14 protein-coding genes are annotated in these 15,431 nt (G+C 73.3%); 12 read left to right on the top strand and 2 right to left on the bottom strand.

Features of this window, described 5'->3' with window-relative positions; translation table 11 throughout:
- The first annotated feature begins 22 nt into the window (after window positions 1-22).
- From ABKW28_RS11845 to ABKW28_RS11825, 5 genes are all read left to right on the top strand, one after another.
- A complete protein-coding gene (locus tag ABKW28_RS11845; protein ID WP_348609744.1) occupies window positions 23-2,230 on the top strand; it encodes a 3-hydroxyacyl-CoA dehydrogenase NAD-binding domain-containing protein in 2,208 nt (735 codons plus the stop codon).
- Between the two features lie 146 nt (window positions 2,231-2,376).
- Window positions 2,377-2,889 (top strand): thioesterase family protein, encoded by a 513-nt coding sequence (locus ABKW28_RS11840; protein WP_348609742.1) that lies wholly within the window; start codon window positions 2,377-2,379, stop codon window positions 2,887-2,889.
- A gap of 36 nt (window positions 2,890-2,925) precedes the next feature.
- Window positions 2,926-4,011 carry a phosphotransferase family protein gene (locus ABKW28_RS11835; RefSeq protein WP_348609739.1) on the top strand — a complete coding sequence of 362 codons (1,086 nt, stop codon included), beginning with the start codon at window positions 2,926-2,928 and terminating at the stop codon, window positions 4,009-4,011.
- Window positions 4,011-4,688, top strand: coding sequence for a histidine phosphatase family protein (locus ABKW28_RS11830; RefSeq protein WP_348609736.1), 678 nt, complete (start codon window positions 4,011-4,013; stop codon window positions 4,686-4,688). The genes ABKW28_RS11835 and ABKW28_RS11830 overlap by 1 nt, the downstream gene beginning before the upstream one ends.
- 28 nt (window positions 4,689-4,716) lie before the next feature.
- Window positions 4,717-5,748: a VanZ family protein gene (locus ABKW28_RS11825; protein ID WP_348609734.1), complete on the top strand. Its 1,032-nt coding sequence runs from the start codon at window positions 4,717-4,719 to the stop codon at window positions 5,746-5,748.
- On the opposite strand, the gene ABKW28_RS11820 is transcribed toward ABKW28_RS11825, so the two are convergent.
- Entirely contained in the window at window positions 5,732-6,490 is a 759-nt protein-coding gene (locus ABKW28_RS11820; RefSeq protein WP_348609731.1) for an SDR family oxidoreductase, read from the bottom strand. The genes ABKW28_RS11825 and ABKW28_RS11820 overlap by 17 nt on opposite strands.
- Window positions 6,491-6,700: 210 nt before the next feature.
- Between ABKW28_RS11820 and ABKW28_RS11815 the strand changes: the two genes are divergently transcribed.
- The 7 genes from ABKW28_RS11815 (at window position 6,701) to ABKW28_RS11785 (ending at window position 14,867) form a co-directional block, all read left to right on the top strand.
- Entirely contained in the window at window positions 6,701-9,733 is a 3,033-nt protein-coding gene (locus tag ABKW28_RS11815) for a S8 family serine peptidase (RefSeq protein WP_348609729.1), read from the top strand.
- A 172-nt stretch (window positions 9,734-9,905) separates the two neighbouring features.
- Window positions 9,906-10,493: a PadR family transcriptional regulator gene (locus ABKW28_RS11810; RefSeq protein WP_348609726.1), complete on the top strand. Its 588-nt coding sequence runs from the start codon at window positions 9,906-9,908 to the stop codon at window positions 10,491-10,493.
- Complete coding sequence (locus tag ABKW28_RS11805) at window positions 10,490-10,633, top strand: hypothetical protein (RefSeq protein WP_341241365.1); 144 nt, start codon at window positions 10,490-10,492, stop codon at window positions 10,631-10,633. Before ABKW28_RS11810 ends, ABKW28_RS11805 begins: the two co-directional genes overlap by 4 nt.
- Window positions 10,630-11,361 carry an ABC transporter ATP-binding protein gene (locus tag ABKW28_RS11800; protein WP_348609723.1) on the top strand — a complete coding sequence of 244 codons (732 nt, stop codon included), beginning with the start codon at window positions 10,630-10,632 and terminating at the stop codon, window positions 11,359-11,361. The genes ABKW28_RS11805 and ABKW28_RS11800 overlap by 4 nt, the downstream gene beginning before the upstream one ends.
- Entirely contained in the window at window positions 11,358-13,952 is a 2,595-nt protein-coding gene (locus tag ABKW28_RS11795; RefSeq protein ID WP_348609720.1) for an FtsX-like permease family protein, read from the top strand. The genes ABKW28_RS11800 and ABKW28_RS11795 overlap by 4 nt, the downstream gene beginning before the upstream one ends.
- A gap of 46 nt (window positions 13,953-13,998) precedes the next feature.
- Window positions 13,999-14,373 carry a metalloregulator ArsR/SmtB family transcription factor gene (locus tag ABKW28_RS11790; protein ID WP_348609718.1) on the top strand — a complete coding sequence of 125 codons (375 nt, stop codon included), beginning with the start codon at window positions 13,999-14,001 and terminating at the stop codon, window positions 14,371-14,373.
- A gap of 5 nt (window positions 14,374-14,378) precedes the next feature.
- The gene (locus ABKW28_RS11785) at window positions 14,379-14,867 is read left to right on the top strand and encodes an SRPBCC domain-containing protein (protein WP_348609715.1); all 489 of its coding nucleotides are present in this window, start codon (window positions 14,379-14,381) and stop codon (window positions 14,865-14,867) included.
- A 49-nt stretch (window positions 14,868-14,916) separates the two neighbouring features.
- Here ABKW28_RS11785 and ABKW28_RS11780 read toward each other — a convergent pair whose 3' ends face one another.
- Entirely contained in the window at window positions 14,917-15,096 is a 180-nt protein-coding gene (locus tag ABKW28_RS11780) for a hypothetical protein (RefSeq protein ID WP_348609712.1), read from the bottom strand.
- Between the last annotated feature and the right edge of the window lie 335 nt (window positions 15,097-15,431).

The following is a 15,431-nucleotide window of genomic DNA, read 5'->3' as shown; positions in this document are numbered from 1 at the left end:
CGAACAGGACACGAACACAGACATGAGCAGCACCGAGACCCAGACGGCAGTCCGCTACGACAAGGACGCCGACGGCATCGTCACCCTGACCCTCGACGACCCGAACCAGTCCGCGAACACCATGAACGACCTCTACCGGTCGTCCATGGACGCCGCGATCGACCGCCTGTACGACGAGCTGGCCGCCGACGAGTCGTCGGTCACCGGCGTGGTCGTGGCCAGCGCCAAGAAGACCTTCTTCGCCGGTGGCGACCTCAAGGGCATGGTCAAGACCGGCCCCGAGGACGCCGCGGCCGTCTTCGAGATGGCCGAGGGCATGAAGGCCGCCCTGCGCCGCCTCGAGAAGCTGCCCCGCCCGGTCGTGGCCGCCATCAACGGCGCCGCGCTCGGCGGCGGGCTCGAGATCACCCTGGCCTGCAACCACCGCATCGTCGTCGACGACCCCAAGGTCGCGCTCGGCCTGCCCGAGGTCACCCTCGGGCTGCTGCCCGGCGGTGGCGGTGTGACCCGCACCGTGCGGATGCTGGGCCTGCAGGACGCCCTGATGGGCGTGCTGCTCGAGGGCAAGCAGTTCAAGCCGGCCCAGGCCAAGGAGGCCGGCCTGGTCGACGAGCTCGTCGCCACCCGCGAGGAGCTGGTGCCCGCGGCCAAGGCCTGGATCCAGGCCAACCCCGACGCGCACGCCAACCCGTGGGACGCGCCGGGCTACAAGATGCCCGGCGGCACCCCGCGCTCGCCCGGCCTCGCGGCGTTCCTGCCGGCCTTCCCGGCGCTGCTGCGCAAGCAGACCAAGGGCGCTGTCTACCCCGCCACCCGCGCGATCCTCTCGGCCGCGGTCGAGGGCGCCAGCCGCGACTTCGACACCGCCTCGCGCATCGAGTCGCGCTACCTGACCAACCTGATCGTCAACCAGGGCTCGAAGAACATGATCCAGGCGTTCTTCTTCGACCTGCAGGCCATCGGCGCCGGCAAGCTGCGCCCGCAGGGCGTCGAGCGCTTCCAGGCCACCAAGGTCGGCGTCCTGGGCGCCGGGATGATGGGAGCCGGCATCGCCTACTCCTGCGCCCGCGCCGGCATGCAGGTCGTGCTCAAGGACGTCTCGGCCGAGAACGCCGCCAAGGGCAAGGCCTACTCCGAGAAGCTCAACGCCAAGGCCGTCGAGCGCGGCAAGCTGACCCAGGAGAAGTCCGACGAGCTGCTCGGGCGCATCCACGCCACCGGCGACCCGGCCGACCTGGCCGGCTGCGACCTGGTGATCGAGGCCGTCTTCGAGGACCCCGCGCTCAAGGCGAAGGTCTTCGCCGAGGTGGCCCCGCACGTCAACCCCGACGCGCTGCTGTGCTCCAACACCTCGACGCTGCCGATCTCCGAGCTCGCCGAGGGCGTCGACCGCCCCGCCGACTTCATCGGCCTGCACTTCTTCAGCCCCGTCGACAAGATGCCGCTCGTCGAGATCATCAAGGGCGAGCAGACCTCCGACGAGGCGCTGGCCAAGGCCTACGACGTGGTCCAGCAGATCCGCAAAACCCCGATCGTGGTCAACGACTCGCGTGGCTTCTACACCTCGCGCGTCATCGGCTTCATGGTCAACGAGGGCATGGCGATGCTCGCCGAGGGCGTCGCGCCCTGGACCATCGAGCGCGCCACCAGCCAGGCCGGCTACCCGGCCCCGGTGCTGCAGCTCTCCGACGAGCTCAACCTCGAGCTGATGGGCAAGATCGCCAAGGCCACCCGCGAGGCAGGTGAGCGCGACGGCAAGCAGGTCGCCGAGCACCCCGGCACCGCCGTGGTCGACCGGATGCTCGAGGCCGGCCGCGCCGGCCGCCTGCGCGGCGCCGGGTTCTACGACTACGACGAGCAGGGCAAGCGCGTCACGCTGTGGGAGGGCCTCTCCGAGATGTTCCCCCTCGCCCAGGAGCAGCCCCCGATCGCCGACTGCCGCGACCGGATGCTCTTCGCCGAGGCGCTCGAGACCGCCAAGTGCTTCGAGGAGGGCGTCATCACCTCCGCCGCGGCCGCCAACATCGGCTCGATCATGGGCATCGGCTTCCCGCCGATGACCGGTGGCGCCGCGCAGTTCATGCAGGGCTACAGCCACGTCGACGGCGAGGTGGGCCTGGGTGCCTTCGTGCGTCGCGCCGACGAGCTCGCGGCGGCGTACGGCGACCGGTTCCGCCCCACGGACCGCCTGCGCGAGATGGCCGAGAAGGGCGAGTCCTTCCCCGCCTGATCCCGCACCACCACGCACCGGCCCGGCCCGGACGCCCCTCCTCGAGGGGCTCCGGGACCGGGCCGGTGTGACATTTGCGCCGGCTCGGCGCGAGATATGGGCCGGGTCGGCGTGGGTGGGGCCGGGGATCAGTAAGGTCGTGCCCCGTGAGCACTCCAGAGAGCAAGAACGCGCACCCCACCTACGCCGACCTCGTCGGTCTGCCGGCCTGGGCCGAGCAGCCCGTGCCGGTCGCCTTCGAGGACGCCAACGGCCACCTCAACGTGCGCCACTACACCGGCATCGCCAGCGAGGGCCTCGACTACTCGCTCGTCGAGCTGGGCATCCCGCAGATGTGGCCGGCCGAGGGGCACGCGATCTTCTCCGCCGAGCACCACCTGACCTACCTCGCCGAGCTGCGCACCGGGGACCGGATGTCGGCGCGGGTGCGGCTGCTGGGCCGCTCCGAGCGGGCCGCGCACGCCCTGGTCTACCTGCTCGACGACACCCACGAGCGGGTCAGCTACGTGATGGAGGAGATCTTCCTCCACATCGACATGGAGACCCGCAAGACGGCCCCGTGGCCCGACGACGTCGCCGCCAACCTCGACGGCCGCATCGCCGAGCACGCCGAGCTGCCCTTCGCGGCCGACGTGTCCGGCTCGATGTCGCTGCGCTGAGCCCCGCCACCGCAGGAGACGCAGGAGACGCAGCCGATGCAGCAGGACAACCCGGCCGGGCGGGTCCGTGACGAGGACGCCTTCGACACCGACGCGCTCGCCGCGTGGCTCGCCCCGCGCACCGGGATCGACCAGGTCGCCGAGGTGCGCCAGTTCCGTGGTGGCGCCTCCAACCTGACCTACCTGGTGCGCCAGCCGCGCCCCGACGGGTCGACGTACGACCTGGTGCTGCGGCGCCCGCCGAGCGGGCGCAAGGCCGCCGGCGCCCACGACATGGGTCGCGAGCACGACATCCAGGCGGCGCTGGCGCCCGTCTTCGACCACGTCGCGCGGATGGTGGGCCACGAGAGCGACGAGTCGGTGCTGGGCTCGCCGTTCTACGTGATGGAGCAGGTGCCGGGCACGATCCTGCGCCAGGACCTGCCCGCCTCGTGGGGCGAGGTCGACCCGGCCGCGGTGGGGCTGCTCTGCGAGCGCGCCCTCGACGTGCTGGTCGAGCTGCACTCCGTCGACGTGACCCAGGTGCCGGCGCTGGCCGCCCTCGGGCGCGGCGAGGGGTACGTCGCCCGGCAGGTGCGCGGCTGGACGACGCGCCTCGAGGGCTCGCGCACCGACGACACCGGCGACTGGTCCGACGTGCTGGGCTGGATCGAGGAGCACCAGCCCGCCGACGTCGCGCAGGTGCTGATCCACAACGACTACCGCTTCGACAACCTGGTGCTCGACGGCGGCCCCGACGACCCGCGGGTCGTCGCGGTGCTCGACTGGGAGCTGGCCACCGTCGGCGACCCGCTGATGGACCTGGGCTCGACCCTGGCCTACTGGGTGCAGGCCGACGACGACGACATGTTCCAGCTCTTCCGCCGCCAGCCGACCAACGCGCCGGGCATGTGGACGCGCGAGGAGCTGGTGCGGCGCTACTGCGAGCGCACCGGCCACGCCCCCTCGGCCGACGACCTGGCCTTCTACGAGGTCTTCGGCCTGTTCCGGCTCGCGGTCATCGCCCAGCAGATCTGGTACCGCTACGTGCACGGCCAGACCACCAACGAGGCCTACGCCCCGCTCGGCCAGGTCGTGGCCTACCTCGAGCAGCGCTGCCGACGCCTGCTGGCCGCCCGCTGATGGGCGTCGTGCTGCTGGTCCGCCACGGCCAGGCCTCCTTCGGCGCCGACGACTACGACGTGCTCTCGCCGACCGGCTGGGAGCAGGCCCGCACCCTCGGGGGCTGGCTCACCGAGCGCGGGGTGGCCCCCACCGGCGTCGTGCACGGCTCGATGCGCCGGCACCGCGAGACCCTCGAGGCGCTCGCCGAGGGGGCCGGCTGGCAGGCGGATCCCGCCCACGAGCTGGACGAGCGCTGGGACGAGTTCGACCACCTCTCCGTCGTCGGCGCCTACCCCGACCTGCCCGAGGGCGAGCTCGACCGCCGCGCCTTCCAGGAGGTCTTCGAGCGGGCCACCGAGCGCTGGAGCACCGGTGACCACGACGCCGACTACGACGAGACCTACCGCGGCTTCCGGGCGCGCACCCGCGCCGCCCTCGACGCCGTGACCGAGCAGGCCGGCAGCGGGCGCAGCGTCGTGGTGGTCACCTCGGGCGGGGTCGTGGCCGCGGTGGGTGCGGCGCTGCTGCTGGGCGAGCAGGCCGACGACGCGACGTACGCCGCCACCTGGCAGCGGCTCAACACCGTGTGCGCCAACACCTCGGTCACCCGGGTCGTCGTCGGGCGCGGCGGACCGCGGCTGCTGACCTTCAACGAGCACGAGCACCTCGCGCCCGACCGGCTGACCTACCGCTAGCCGGGCCACCGCGGTGTCGACCCAGGCGATGAACGCGCTCTGGGCGGTCGGGCTGGGCTCGGTCGTCGCGGTGCTGCTGCTGGTGCCGACCGCGGCGGTGCGCTACCGCCGCACCGGCCGGCTGCCGCCCGGCGAGCTGCTGCTCCTGCTGGCCGCGGCCGTCTACGGCCTGGCGCTGTGGACCTACACGCTGCTGCCGCTGCCCGACCCCGGCTCCTTCACCTGCCGGCCCACCCAGCTCGACCCGCTCACCTCGGTGGGCCGGGTCGCGCTGCCCGACGAGGGCGGTGTGCGGGCGCTGCTGCGCCAGCCGGCCTTCCTGCAGGTCGCCCTCAACGTGCTGCTCTTCGTGCCCTTCGGGTTCTTCGTACGCCGTGTGCTGCGGCGCGGCGTGGTCGTGGCGGGCCTGCTGGGGCTGGCGGCCTCGGTGCTGGTCGAGACCACGCAGGGCACCGGCATCTGGGGCCTCTACGACTGCGCCTACCGGCTGCTCGACGTCGACGACGTGCTGCTCAACGCGACCGGGGCGGTGCTGGGCTCGCTGGCCTCGTGGGCGGTGGTGCGGCGCCGCGACCCGCAGGCCCGGCCGCTGCCCGAGCGGGTGACCTGGGGGCGGCGGGTCGTGGGGATGGCCTGCGACGTGGTCTTCGTGGTGGCCGTGGGGGCGGCGGTGGCGATCGGCGTGCGGTTCCTCAACGTCTACGTGCTCGACGTGGGCCCGTGGCGCGACCTGCAGGTGCTGCTGCAGTGGAGCGTGCCGTTCGCGCTCGAGGCGGTGCTGGTGCTGGGGGCCGGTCGCACCGTGGGGGAGTGGGTTGTCTCGTTGCGCACGACGAGCCGCTCGCGCTGGCTGGTGGGCCCCCAGCGGGTGGTCAAGCTCGCCACCGGGCTGGCGCCGGTCTTCGCGCTCGGGCTGGGCGACCTGCCGTGGGGCGGGGCCGCGCTGGCGGCGTACCTCGCGCTGACGCTGGCGGCGACGTGGCCGACCCGCGAGCACCGCGGCCTGAGCCACGTGCTCGCGGGACTCCACCTCACCACAGCGGTCAGAGCAGACGCTTGAGCACGCCCAGCGGGGCGTGCCTCATCACCACCGACAGCGGTGCCCACGGCAGCGCGGGCACGCAGGCGGAGTCGGCACGCTTCTCGATGGCCGCGACCATCGAGCGCACGCCCTTCTCGGTGGAGACCATCAGCGGGGTCTGCTGCGCGACCTGCTCGTTCATCTCCGAGGCGATGTAGCCGGGGTAGAGCACGGTCACGTCGACGGTGCGGCCCAGCTCGGTGCCGTGCAGCTCGGTGCGCAGGCCCTCGGCGAGGAACGCGGCGCCGATCTTGGTGGCGGCGTAGGTCGTCATCGACGTGGGCATGCCGCGCATCGCCGACATCGACGAGACCATCACCAGGTGGCCCGAGCGCTGGGCCCGGAAGACCTCCATCGCGGCCTCGGTCTGGGCCAGCGCGCCGAGGAAGTTGGTGGTGGCGGTCTCGCGGTTGGCGGCGGCCTGGCCGGTGCCGAGCGCGGCCCCCTTGCCGAGGCCCGCGTTGACGACGACCCGGTCGAGCCCGCCGAGCTCGGCGCGCAGCTCCTCGAAGACGACCGGCACCTGCTCGGGGTCGGTGACGTCGAGGGTGCGCAGCGCCACGCGGCGCCCGGGGTGGGCGGCGAGGATCTCGGCGCGCAGCTGGTCGAGCCGGTCGGTGCGCCGCGCGCACAGGGCGAGGTCCTCGCCGCGCGCGGCGAGCTGGCGGGCCATCTCGGCGCCGAGGCCGGAGGACGCGCCGGTGATCAGGGTGGTGGTCATGGGGACAGTCTCGGCGACGCCGCCCACACCTCACCCGGGAGGTCACGCCGCGGTCACCGTTACGAAACCGTTGCCATGCCCTGGGGGGCAACCCCTTGACCTGAAGGGGGGTGATGAATTGTGGTCTGTACCACCCCCGTGTTCGCGACCGACCGTCTCGGTGTCGGCGCACGGGTGGTTTCTCGGGCAGCTACAGGAGACATCACACTCGTGCACACCACTGCAGCGAGCCGCTCCGCGCGCCAGCGCGGCATCGGCCTCATCTCCGCGGGACTCCTCGCGGCCGGAGTCGCGGCCTCGGTGCCGGCGGCCTCCGCCGCCGACGACACCGCCACCCCCCAGGCGCCCACCGGCGCCGACGCCCTGACGTCCTACGACGCCGGGCGCTACGTCGTCGTGCTGCGTGACCCCGCGGCCGCGACGTACGCCGGCGGCGACCGCCGCTTCGCGGCCACCCGTGCCCCCCAGGGTGGTCAGTTCCGCGCCGACAGCGACAAGGTGCGCGCCTACACCGCGCACCTCGAGCGCACCCAGCGCACCGTCGCCGACGAGGCCGGCGTCGAGCCGGTCCTGAGCAACACCATCGCGAGCAACTCCTTCGTCGCCGACCTCAGCGCCAAGCAGGCCCTCGAGCTCGCCGGCGACCGCCGGGTGCTGCTGGTGGAGAAGAACCAGGCGCGCGAGCTCGACACCTGGAACACCGGTGACTTCCTGGGCATGACCGGCAAGAAGGGCGCCTGGAAGGCGCAGGGCCCGCGGCCGAGGGCCGGCGACGGTGTGGTGGCCGGCGTCATCGACTCGGGCTACTGGCCCGAGTCGGAGTCCTTCTCGGGCAACGCCATCGGCGAGGAGCCCCGCACCAAGTGGGACATCACGATGGACGCCGAGGGCAACACCCGCATGGAGAAGCTCGACGGCGGTGTCTTCACCGGCGCCTGCGAGGCCGGCGAGGAGTTCGAGGCCACCCTGTGCAACGACAAGGTGGTCGGGGCGCGCTTCTACTCCGACTCCTTCGAGGCCCAGATCGCCTCGGGTGCCGCCGAGAAGGCCGAGGACGAGTTCCTCTCCCCGCGTGACGGTGGCGGGCACGGCTCGCACACCGCCTCGACGGCCGCCGGCAACATCGTGCGCGGCGTCGAGGTCGAGGGCCGCGAGTTCGGCAAGCTCTCGGGCATGGCCCCGGCCGCGAAGATCGCGGTCTACAAGGTCTGCTGGGAGGACACCGACCCCGACTCGGGTGGCTGCTACACCGACGCCATCCTCGGCGCCATCGACGACGCGGTCGCCGACGGCGTCGACGTGCTGAACTTCTCGATCTCGGGCGCCACCGACACCGTCGTGGACTCCGTCGAGGTGGCCTTCGAGGGTGCGGCCGAGGCGGGCATCTTCGTCGCGGCCTCCGCCGGCAACAGCGGCCCCGACGCCTCGACGGTCGCCCACAACAGCCCCTGGCTGACCACCGTGGCCTCGACCACGCACGTGAACTTCGAGAACACCCTCAAGCTGGGTGATGGCACCAAGCTGGTCGGCGCCTCGATCTCGGGCACCCGCCTGCCGCAGACCCCGCTCGTCGACTCGGTCTCCGTGGCCGGCACCGAGGACCTCGCCGACGCCGCGCTGTGCGGCCCGGACAGCCTCGACCCGGCCCTGGCCGAGGGCAAGATCGTGGTCTGCGACCGCGGCGCCTACGACCGGGTGGCCAAGTCCGCCGAGGTCGCCCGCGCCGGTGGTGTGGGCATGGTGATGGTCAACCCGTCGGAGAACAGCCTCGACGCCGACTTCCACTCGGTCCCGACGATCCACCTCGACGAGGTCGACGGCGCGACGGTCTACGAGTACCTCGACGAGGCCGGCACCGCCGCCACCGCCGCGTTCCGCCTGGGCAACAAGACCGACAAGGTCACCCCGCTGCCGCAGGTCTCGGGCTTCTCCTCGCGCGGCCCGGCCGTCGCCAACGAGTCCGACATCCTCAAGCCCGACATCGCCGCGCCGGGCTCGAGCGTGCTGGCCGCCGTCTCGCCCCCGACCAACGCCGGGCGCGACTACGACCTCTACTCCGGCACCTCGATGGCCGCCCCGCACGTTGCGGGCCTGGGTGCCTTCCTGATGGGCACCTACCCGACCTGGTCGCCCCAGGACGTGCAGTCGGCCATGATGACCACCGCCAACCGCACCCGCACCGCCGACGGCAAGGGCTCGGGCGAGGCCCTCGCCCAGGGCGCCGGCATCGTGAACCCGAAGAAGTTCTTCAACCCGGGTTGGCACATCGGCTCCGGCGCGCGCGAGTGGCGCGGCTTCCTGACCGGCCAGGGCCTGCCCACGGGCGTCCCGGCGATCCCGGCGACCGAGGTCAACCTGCCCTCGATGGCGCAGGGCCAGGTGGCCGGCACGACCTCCTTCACCCGCACCATGGTCTCGACCATGACCGGCACCTGGAAGGTCAAGGTCAACCTGCCCGGCTTCGAGGCGAGCTTCCCCGAGACCGTCACCGCCAAGCGCAAGGGCGACATCGAGGACCTCACCATCGAGTTCACCCGCACCGACGCGCCGCTCGGCGAGTTCTCGCAGGGTGTCGTGACGCTGGTCGGCCCGACCAAGATGCGTCTGCCGGTCGCGCTGCGCCCGGTCTCGGTCAAGGCCCCGCTCTCGGTCGAGGGCACCGGCACCGACGGCTCGACCACGGTCGAGATCACCCCGTCGACCACCGGTGAGCTGGCCATCGGCACCGCCGGCCTCGCCCAGGGCATCTCGGCCGACGGCTCCGTCGCCGAGGGCGACAGCGTGCTGTCGGAGTGCATCGAGGTCCCCGAGGGCGTCGACTTCGCCCGCTTCGACCTCGACGCGATCGACGACAGCAGCGACCTCGACCTCTACGTCTACGCCGCCCGCTCGTGCGACCCGGCCACGATCTACGCCTACGCCGGCCAGTCCGCGACCGGCTCGGCCGACGAGCGGGTCGACATCACCGCTCCCGAGGCCGGGGCGTACTTCTTCGAGGTCGACGGCTACGCCGCCGGCTCCGAGGGCAGCCCGGTCGAGTACGACTTCGACACCTTCCTCGTCGGAGCCGGTGCGGACCTCGGTGACCTCACCGTCGACCCCAACCCGGTGCCGACCCAGGCCCAGCAGCCCACGTCCTTCGACGTGAGCTGGACCGGCCTGGACGAGGGGGCGGAGTACCTCGGCCTGCTGACCTACGAGGGTGCGCTCGCGCCGACCGTCCTGTCGGTCTCCACCGAGTGACCAGCTAGCAACCAGCACCACCCAGCACGCAGAGGCGGCCGTCCCGGGGGACCGGGGCGGCCGCCTCGTGCGTGCCTGCGGAAAACCGTTGCCTACCGAGTATGCATACGTGGTATACATACCCGGTAGGCAGGTTCCCAGGACGCGGGTCCTCGACGGGTGGAGGCACGAGATGTCGGTCAAGCAGGCGCTGCTGGCGCTGCTGGAGCAGGAGCCGATGTACGGCTACCAGCTGCGCACGGAGTTCGAGGCCCGCACCGGGTCGGCGTGGCCGCTCAACGTCGGGCAGGTCTACACGACCCTGACCCGGCTCGAGCGCGACGGCCTCGTCGAGCCCGCGGGCGCCGACGACGAGGGTCACGAGATCTGGCGGTTGACCGCTGCCGGCCACGACGAGGTCGCCACCTGGTTCACCACCCCGGTCGCGCGCACCCAGCCTCCGCGCGACGAGCTGGCGATCAAGCTGGCCCTGGCGGTCACCGTGCCCGGCGTCGACGTCGGCACCCTGATCCAGCGCCAGCGCAGCGCCACGATGGGGGCGCTGCAGGACTACACCCGCCTCAAGCGGCAGGCCGACGCGTCGACCGGTCGCACCGACCTCGCCTGGAGCCTGGTGCTCGACTCGCTGGTCTTCGCCGCCGAGGCCGAGATCCGCTGGCTCGACCACTGCGAGGCCCGCGTACGTCGCGAGGCCACCCGGTCCAAGCCGCTGATCACCCCCGCCCGCTTCGAGCGCGACGAGCAGGAGGCCGGACGATGAGCGGGGAGCTGCAGGTCGCCCAGGCGGCCCGGCTGCGCCGCGAGGAGCAGCGCTGGCTGGCCCAGTCGGCCGACCGGCTGCGCGAGGCCGTCGCGCGCTCCCGCGCTCGCCGCGAGACCACGACGGAGGCGACCCGATGAGCCCCGGCGGTGCGGTGCTGCGCCTGCACGGCGTGACCCGGGTCCACGGCGAGGGCCCCACCCGCGTCGAGGCGCTGCGCGGGGTCTCCTTCGCCGCCCACGCCGGCGAGCTGGTCGCGGTGATGGGCCCCAGCGGCTCCGGCAAGTCGACGCTGCTGACGATCGCCGGCGGCCTCGACCAGCCCACCGAGGGCCGGGTCGAGGTGGAGGGCGCCGACCTGGTCGCCCTGCCCCAGGCCGGGCGCTCGCGGCTGCGGCGTACGTCGATCGGCTACGTCTTCCAGGGCTTCAACCTGATCCCGGCGCTGAGCGCCGCCGAGAACGTCGCCCTGCCCCTCGAGCTCGACGGCACCCGCACCCGCGCGGCCCGGCAGGCCGCGCTGCGGGCGCTGGAGGAGGTCGGCATCGTCGAGCTGGCCGACCGCTTCCCCGACGACATGTCCGGCGGCCAGCAGCAGCGGGTCGCCATCGCCCGCGCCATCGTGGGCGAGCGTCGGCTGGTCCTGGCCGACGAGCCCACCGGCGCGCTCGACAGCGAGACCGGCGAGGAGGTGCTGCGGCTGCTGCGGGCGCGCTGCGACGCCGGCGCCGCGGGCGTGCTGGTCACCCACGAGGCCCGGCACGCCGCCTGGGCCGACCGGGTGGTCTTCCTGCGCGACGGCGTGGTCGTCGACGAGTCGGGCTGCGAGCCGGTCGAGGCGCTGCTCGACCTGGGCGCACGGCCGTGAGGAGCTGGCGGCTGGCGCTGCGGGTGGCTCGGCGTGACGCCCTGCGCGCCCGCGGGCGCAGCCTGCTGGTGCTGGTGATGATCGCGCTGCCGGTGGCGGCCGTGGCGATCGCCGACACCGTCTACAGCACGTCACAGGTCTCGGGCGGTGAGGTGCTCGAACGCCGCCTGGGCGGGGCCGCGGCGCTCGTGGAGGCGCCGGTCGGGGGTGGGCAGGCCTACCAGAAGCCCGACCCGGGCGAAGGGCAGGCGTTCGAGGGCGGCGGCAGGTCCGAGCCCCTGACGGCGGCCGGCATCGAGGAGGTCCTCGGCCCCCGCCCCACGGCCGTCCTGGACCAGGGGCGGGTGCGCTTCGAGACCGAGCTCGGCCTCGGCGACGCCGACGTCCTCGAGACCCGGCTCGACGACCCTCTGGCCGCGGGCCTGGTCGACCTGGTCGAGGGTCGCTGGCCGGCGGACACCTCGGAGGTCGTGGTCAGCCCCGAGCTGCTCGAGCGTGGTCCCGGTGACGCGCTGACCCTCGAGGACGGATCCCGGCTGAGCATCGTCGGCACGGCGCGGAGCGCCCGCTACACCGGACAGCCGCGGGCGTTCGGTCTGCCGGGCGCCTTCGGGCTCGGGCGGGACGCGTCGCGCCAGTACCTCGTGGGGGGCGACCCCGTCACCTGGGACCAGGTGCTCGAGCTCAACGCCGTGGGGGCCACGGTGCTGTCCCGGGCGGTGATGAACGACCCTCCTGCCGGCGACGAGCTGCCGATGGAGGTGCAGTGGGGCTCCGACCTGCTGGAGGCCTCGGTGATCACGGTGCTGGTGCTGGTCGTGGTGATGGTGCTGCTCGAGGTCGTGCTGCTCGCCGGGCCGGCGTTCGCCGTCGGGGCGCGTCGCCAGGCCCGCACCCTGGCGCTGATGGCCGCCGCGGGCGGCACCCCGGCGCAGGCGCGCAGGGTGGTCCTTGCCTCCGGGGTCGTGCTCGGCGCGGTGGCCGCCGTGCTCGGGGTGCTGCTCGGGCTGCTCGGCGCGCTGGCGCTGATGCCGCTGGTCCAGCGCTTCTCCGCCACCCGGTTCGGGCCCTTCGACGTCACGTGGACCCACCTGCTCGTCGTCGCCGGGTTCGGCCTGTTCAGCGCCCTGCTGGCTGCGGTCGTGCCGGCATGGCTGGCCTCGCGGCAGGACGTGGTCGCGGTGCTCAACGGGCGGCGCGGCGACGCGCGCGCCTCGCGCCGGTCCCCGCTGGTCGGCCTGGTGCTGCTGGGTGCCGGCCTCGCCGCGGCGGTGTGGGGTGCCCGGACGGGCACGGGTGACGGCGGCGAGATCGCGATCGCCGCCTCCGCGCTGCTCAGCGTGCTCGGCATGGTCCTGCTGGTGCCCGTCGTGGTCGTCGCGGTGGCGCGACTGGCCAGGGGGCTGCCGCTGCCGCTGCGCTTCGCGGCCCGCGACGCCGCCCGGCACCGCAGTCGCACGGTCCCCGCCGTCGCGGCGGTCGCGGCGACCGTGGCCGGCGTCGTCGCGCTGGGGATCGCGGTCACCAGCGACGAGGCGCAGAACCGCGAGACCTACACCGCCACGCTGCCGATGGACGCCGTCAGCGTCGTCGACTACCGGCGCCGCGCCGACTACGACCTGCTCGAGGCCACGGTCGCGGGCGTGGCGCCCGACCTCGAGGTGCGCCGCCTCGACGGCGTCGATCCCGACGAGGGGCGCTGGACCGACGTGCAGTTCCGGCGCACCGGCGGGGAGTCGGTGCTGTCGTCGTACGGCGGCTCGTTCTCCTCCAGCGTGCTGGTGGCCGACGAGGTGCCGGGGCCCGCGACCGGGCTCTCGGACTCGGAGCGGGAGGCCGCCGACCGCACGCTCGCGGCGGGCGGCGTGCTCGCCTACGTCGACGCGCCGGTGGCCGACGACGAGGCCGTGGTGGTGCTGCGGGTGCGCGGCCCCGATGCTCGCCGCGAGCGGGCCGTCCTGCCGGCCACGTTCGTCGTCGTCGAGCAGGGCTATGCGCCGCTGCAGGGCGTGCTCTCCGAGGCGGCCGCCGAGCGGCTCGCCGCGCCGGTGCGCGAGGTGGGGCTCTACCTGCCCGGCCCGGTGCCGGCCGGGCAGGAGCGCGACATCCGCGAGGTCGTCGGTGGTGCCGCGCCCGACGCCTCGGTGTACGCCGAGCGCGGCTACCAGGCCGACGACGGGACCGTGGTCGTGCAGCTGGTGCTGGCCGGCCTCGGCGCGGTGCTGATGCTGGGCGGCACCCTGACCGCCACCTTCCTGGCGCTCTCCGACGCCCGGCCCGACCTGGCCACCCTCTCCGCGGTCGGTGCGACGCCCCGCACCCGCCGCGGGGTGGCGGCGGCGTACGCGCTGGTGGTGGGTCTGGTGGGTGCGGTGCTGGGCGCCCTGGTCGGCGCCGTGCCGGGGGTGGCGATCACCTACCCGCTGACGGCGCCGTACGGGTTCGGCGAGGGTGCGGGCGGGCCCAGCCACTACCTCGACGTGCCGTGGCTGCTGGTGCTCGGGGTGGTGGTGGGCCTGCCGCTGCTCACCTCGGCCGTCGTCGGCCTCACCGCCCGGTCGCGCCTGCCGCTGGTGGCCCGGCTCGAGTAGACGGGGGCCTTGACAACATACAACCAATTGGTTGTATGTTGGTTCCATGGACGGAGAGGACGCGGCGGACGCCTGGTTCCACGCACTGTCCGACCGCACCCGGCGCGACATCCTGCGCCGGGTGCTGGCCGGGGAGCACTCCGTCTCGACGCTCGCGGCGTCCTACGACATGAGCTTCGCCGCGGTGCAGAAGCACGTGGCCGTGCTGGAGAGGGCGGGCCTGCTGACCAAGCGTCGGCAGGGACGCGAGGCCCTCGCCAGCGGCGACGTCGCAGCGGTGCGGTCGGTGGGCGCGATGCTCACCGAGCTGGAGCTCCTCTGGCGGGGCCGCATCTCCCGGATCGACGAGCTGATCGCCGAGCCCGGTCCCGGCGCCGAGCAGGCGCCCCCACCACCCACGCAGCCATCCACGGAGGACTGATCGCCATGCCCGTCACCGACGTCACCCACGACCTCGACACCCGCACCCTGACCATCGTCGCCCACTTCGCGGCGCCGCCGAAGCGGATCTGGGAGGTGTACGCCGACCCGCGCCAGCTCGAGCGGGTCTGGGGGCCGCCGACCTACCCGGCCACCTTCGTCGATCACGACCTCGCCCCCGGCGGGCGGACGAACTACTACATGACCAGCCCCGAGGGGGAGCGCTACTACGGCTACTGGGAGGTCGTCAGTGTCGACGAGCCCTTCGGCTTCACCTTCGACGACGGTTTCGCGCTCGACGAGCAGTTCACCAAGAACACCGACCTGCCGGTGAGCTCCAACGTCGTCACCTTCGTCGAGCACGACGGCGGCACCCGAGCGACGTACGTCGGCACCTACGCCAGCGCCGAGGCGCTGCAGGCCGTGCTCGACATGGGCATCGTCGAGGGCTCGTCGGCGGCGATCAACCAGATCGACGAACTCGTCGCCGGGTGAGACGAGGAGGCTGGGAGCCCGCGACCCGGCCCCGGGAGGTCGCGGCGGGTCACCCGGCTCGCGCGACGTCCGTCCTGCCCGTCCCGTTCGGGCAGTTCACGTCCTCGATCCACAGGATCTCGGCCAGGTCCTCGGGATCCCAGGGCGAGAAGTCGGCCCGCAGCTCGGTCACGTTCCACGAACGCCCGAAGGGGAAGCGACCTCCCCCGGCGGAGTGGACGACCGTCACGTCTCCGTCCGGGGGTGCCGCGCCCGCCACGTAGTGCTCGGCGAAGTAGGTCGAGCGCTAAGCGAGCTCGGTCCGGGTGTGCGGGGACCTGTCCCGCGGTCGTGCCCACTGCCGGCAGGGACGCCCAGGAGGCTCCCAGGGCCTGTCCCCAGGGGCCGATCGACCCTTGTGCTCGAACGTGTGTTCGAGTAGAATCGGGTCATGATCGAGACCGACAGCCACGGACAGCCCCTCGAGGTCGACGACCTCGATGCTGAGTGGTTGCTCGACTTCGCCCACGAGGCCGAGGCGGAGGTCCGCAAGGCGGAGCGGCGTCGGTTGCGGGTGGTGCTGCG

It is taken from the genome of Nocardioides sp. 31GB23, from assembly GCF_040012395.1.
Classification (GTDB): Bacteria; Actinomycetota; Actinomycetes; order Propionibacteriales; family Nocardioidaceae; genus Nocardioides; species Nocardioides salarius.
The sequence above is the reverse complement of the archived record's forward strand: the minus strand, read 5'-3'. Positions and strand labels throughout refer to the sequence as shown.

What these genes read in the sequence shown, in the direction of transcription:
- ABKW28_RS11845 (WP_348609744.1), top strand. Translation starts at nt 23, where the DNA reads ATGAGCAGCACCGAGACCCAGACGGCAGTCCGCTACGACAAGGACGCC.
- ABKW28_RS11835 (WP_348609739.1), top strand. Translation starts at nt 2,926, where the DNA reads ATGCAGCAGGACAACCCGGCCGGGCGGGTCCGTGACGAGGACGCCTTC.
- ABKW28_RS11830 (WP_348609736.1), top strand. Translation starts at nt 4,011, where the DNA reads ATGGGCGTCGTGCTGCTGGTCCGCCACGGCCAGGCCTCCTTCGGCGCC.
- ABKW28_RS11825 (WP_348609734.1), top strand. Translation starts at nt 4,717, where the DNA reads ATGAACGCGCTCTGGGCGGTCGGGCTGGGCTCGGTCGTCGCGGTGCTG.
- ABKW28_RS11820 (WP_348609731.1), bottom strand. Translation starts at nt 6,490, where the DNA reads ATGACCACCACCCTGATCACCGGCGCGTCCTCCGGCCTCGGCGCCGAG.
- ABKW28_RS11810 (WP_348609726.1), top strand. Translation starts at nt 9,906, where the DNA reads ATGTCGGTCAAGCAGGCGCTGCTGGCGCTGCTGGAGCAGGAGCCGATG.
- ABKW28_RS11805 (WP_341241365.1), top strand. Translation starts at nt 10,490, where the DNA reads ATGAGCGGGGAGCTGCAGGTCGCCCAGGCGGCCCGGCTGCGCCGCGAG.
- ABKW28_RS11800 (WP_348609723.1), top strand. Translation starts at nt 10,630, where the DNA reads ATGAGCCCCGGCGGTGCGGTGCTGCGCCTGCACGGCGTGACCCGGGTC.
- ABKW28_RS11790 (WP_348609718.1), top strand. Translation starts at nt 13,999, where the DNA reads ATGGACGGAGAGGACGCGGCGGACGCCTGGTTCCACGCACTGTCCGAC.
- ABKW28_RS11785 (WP_348609715.1), top strand. Translation starts at nt 14,379, where the DNA reads ATGCCCGTCACCGACGTCACCCACGACCTCGACACCCGCACCCTGACC.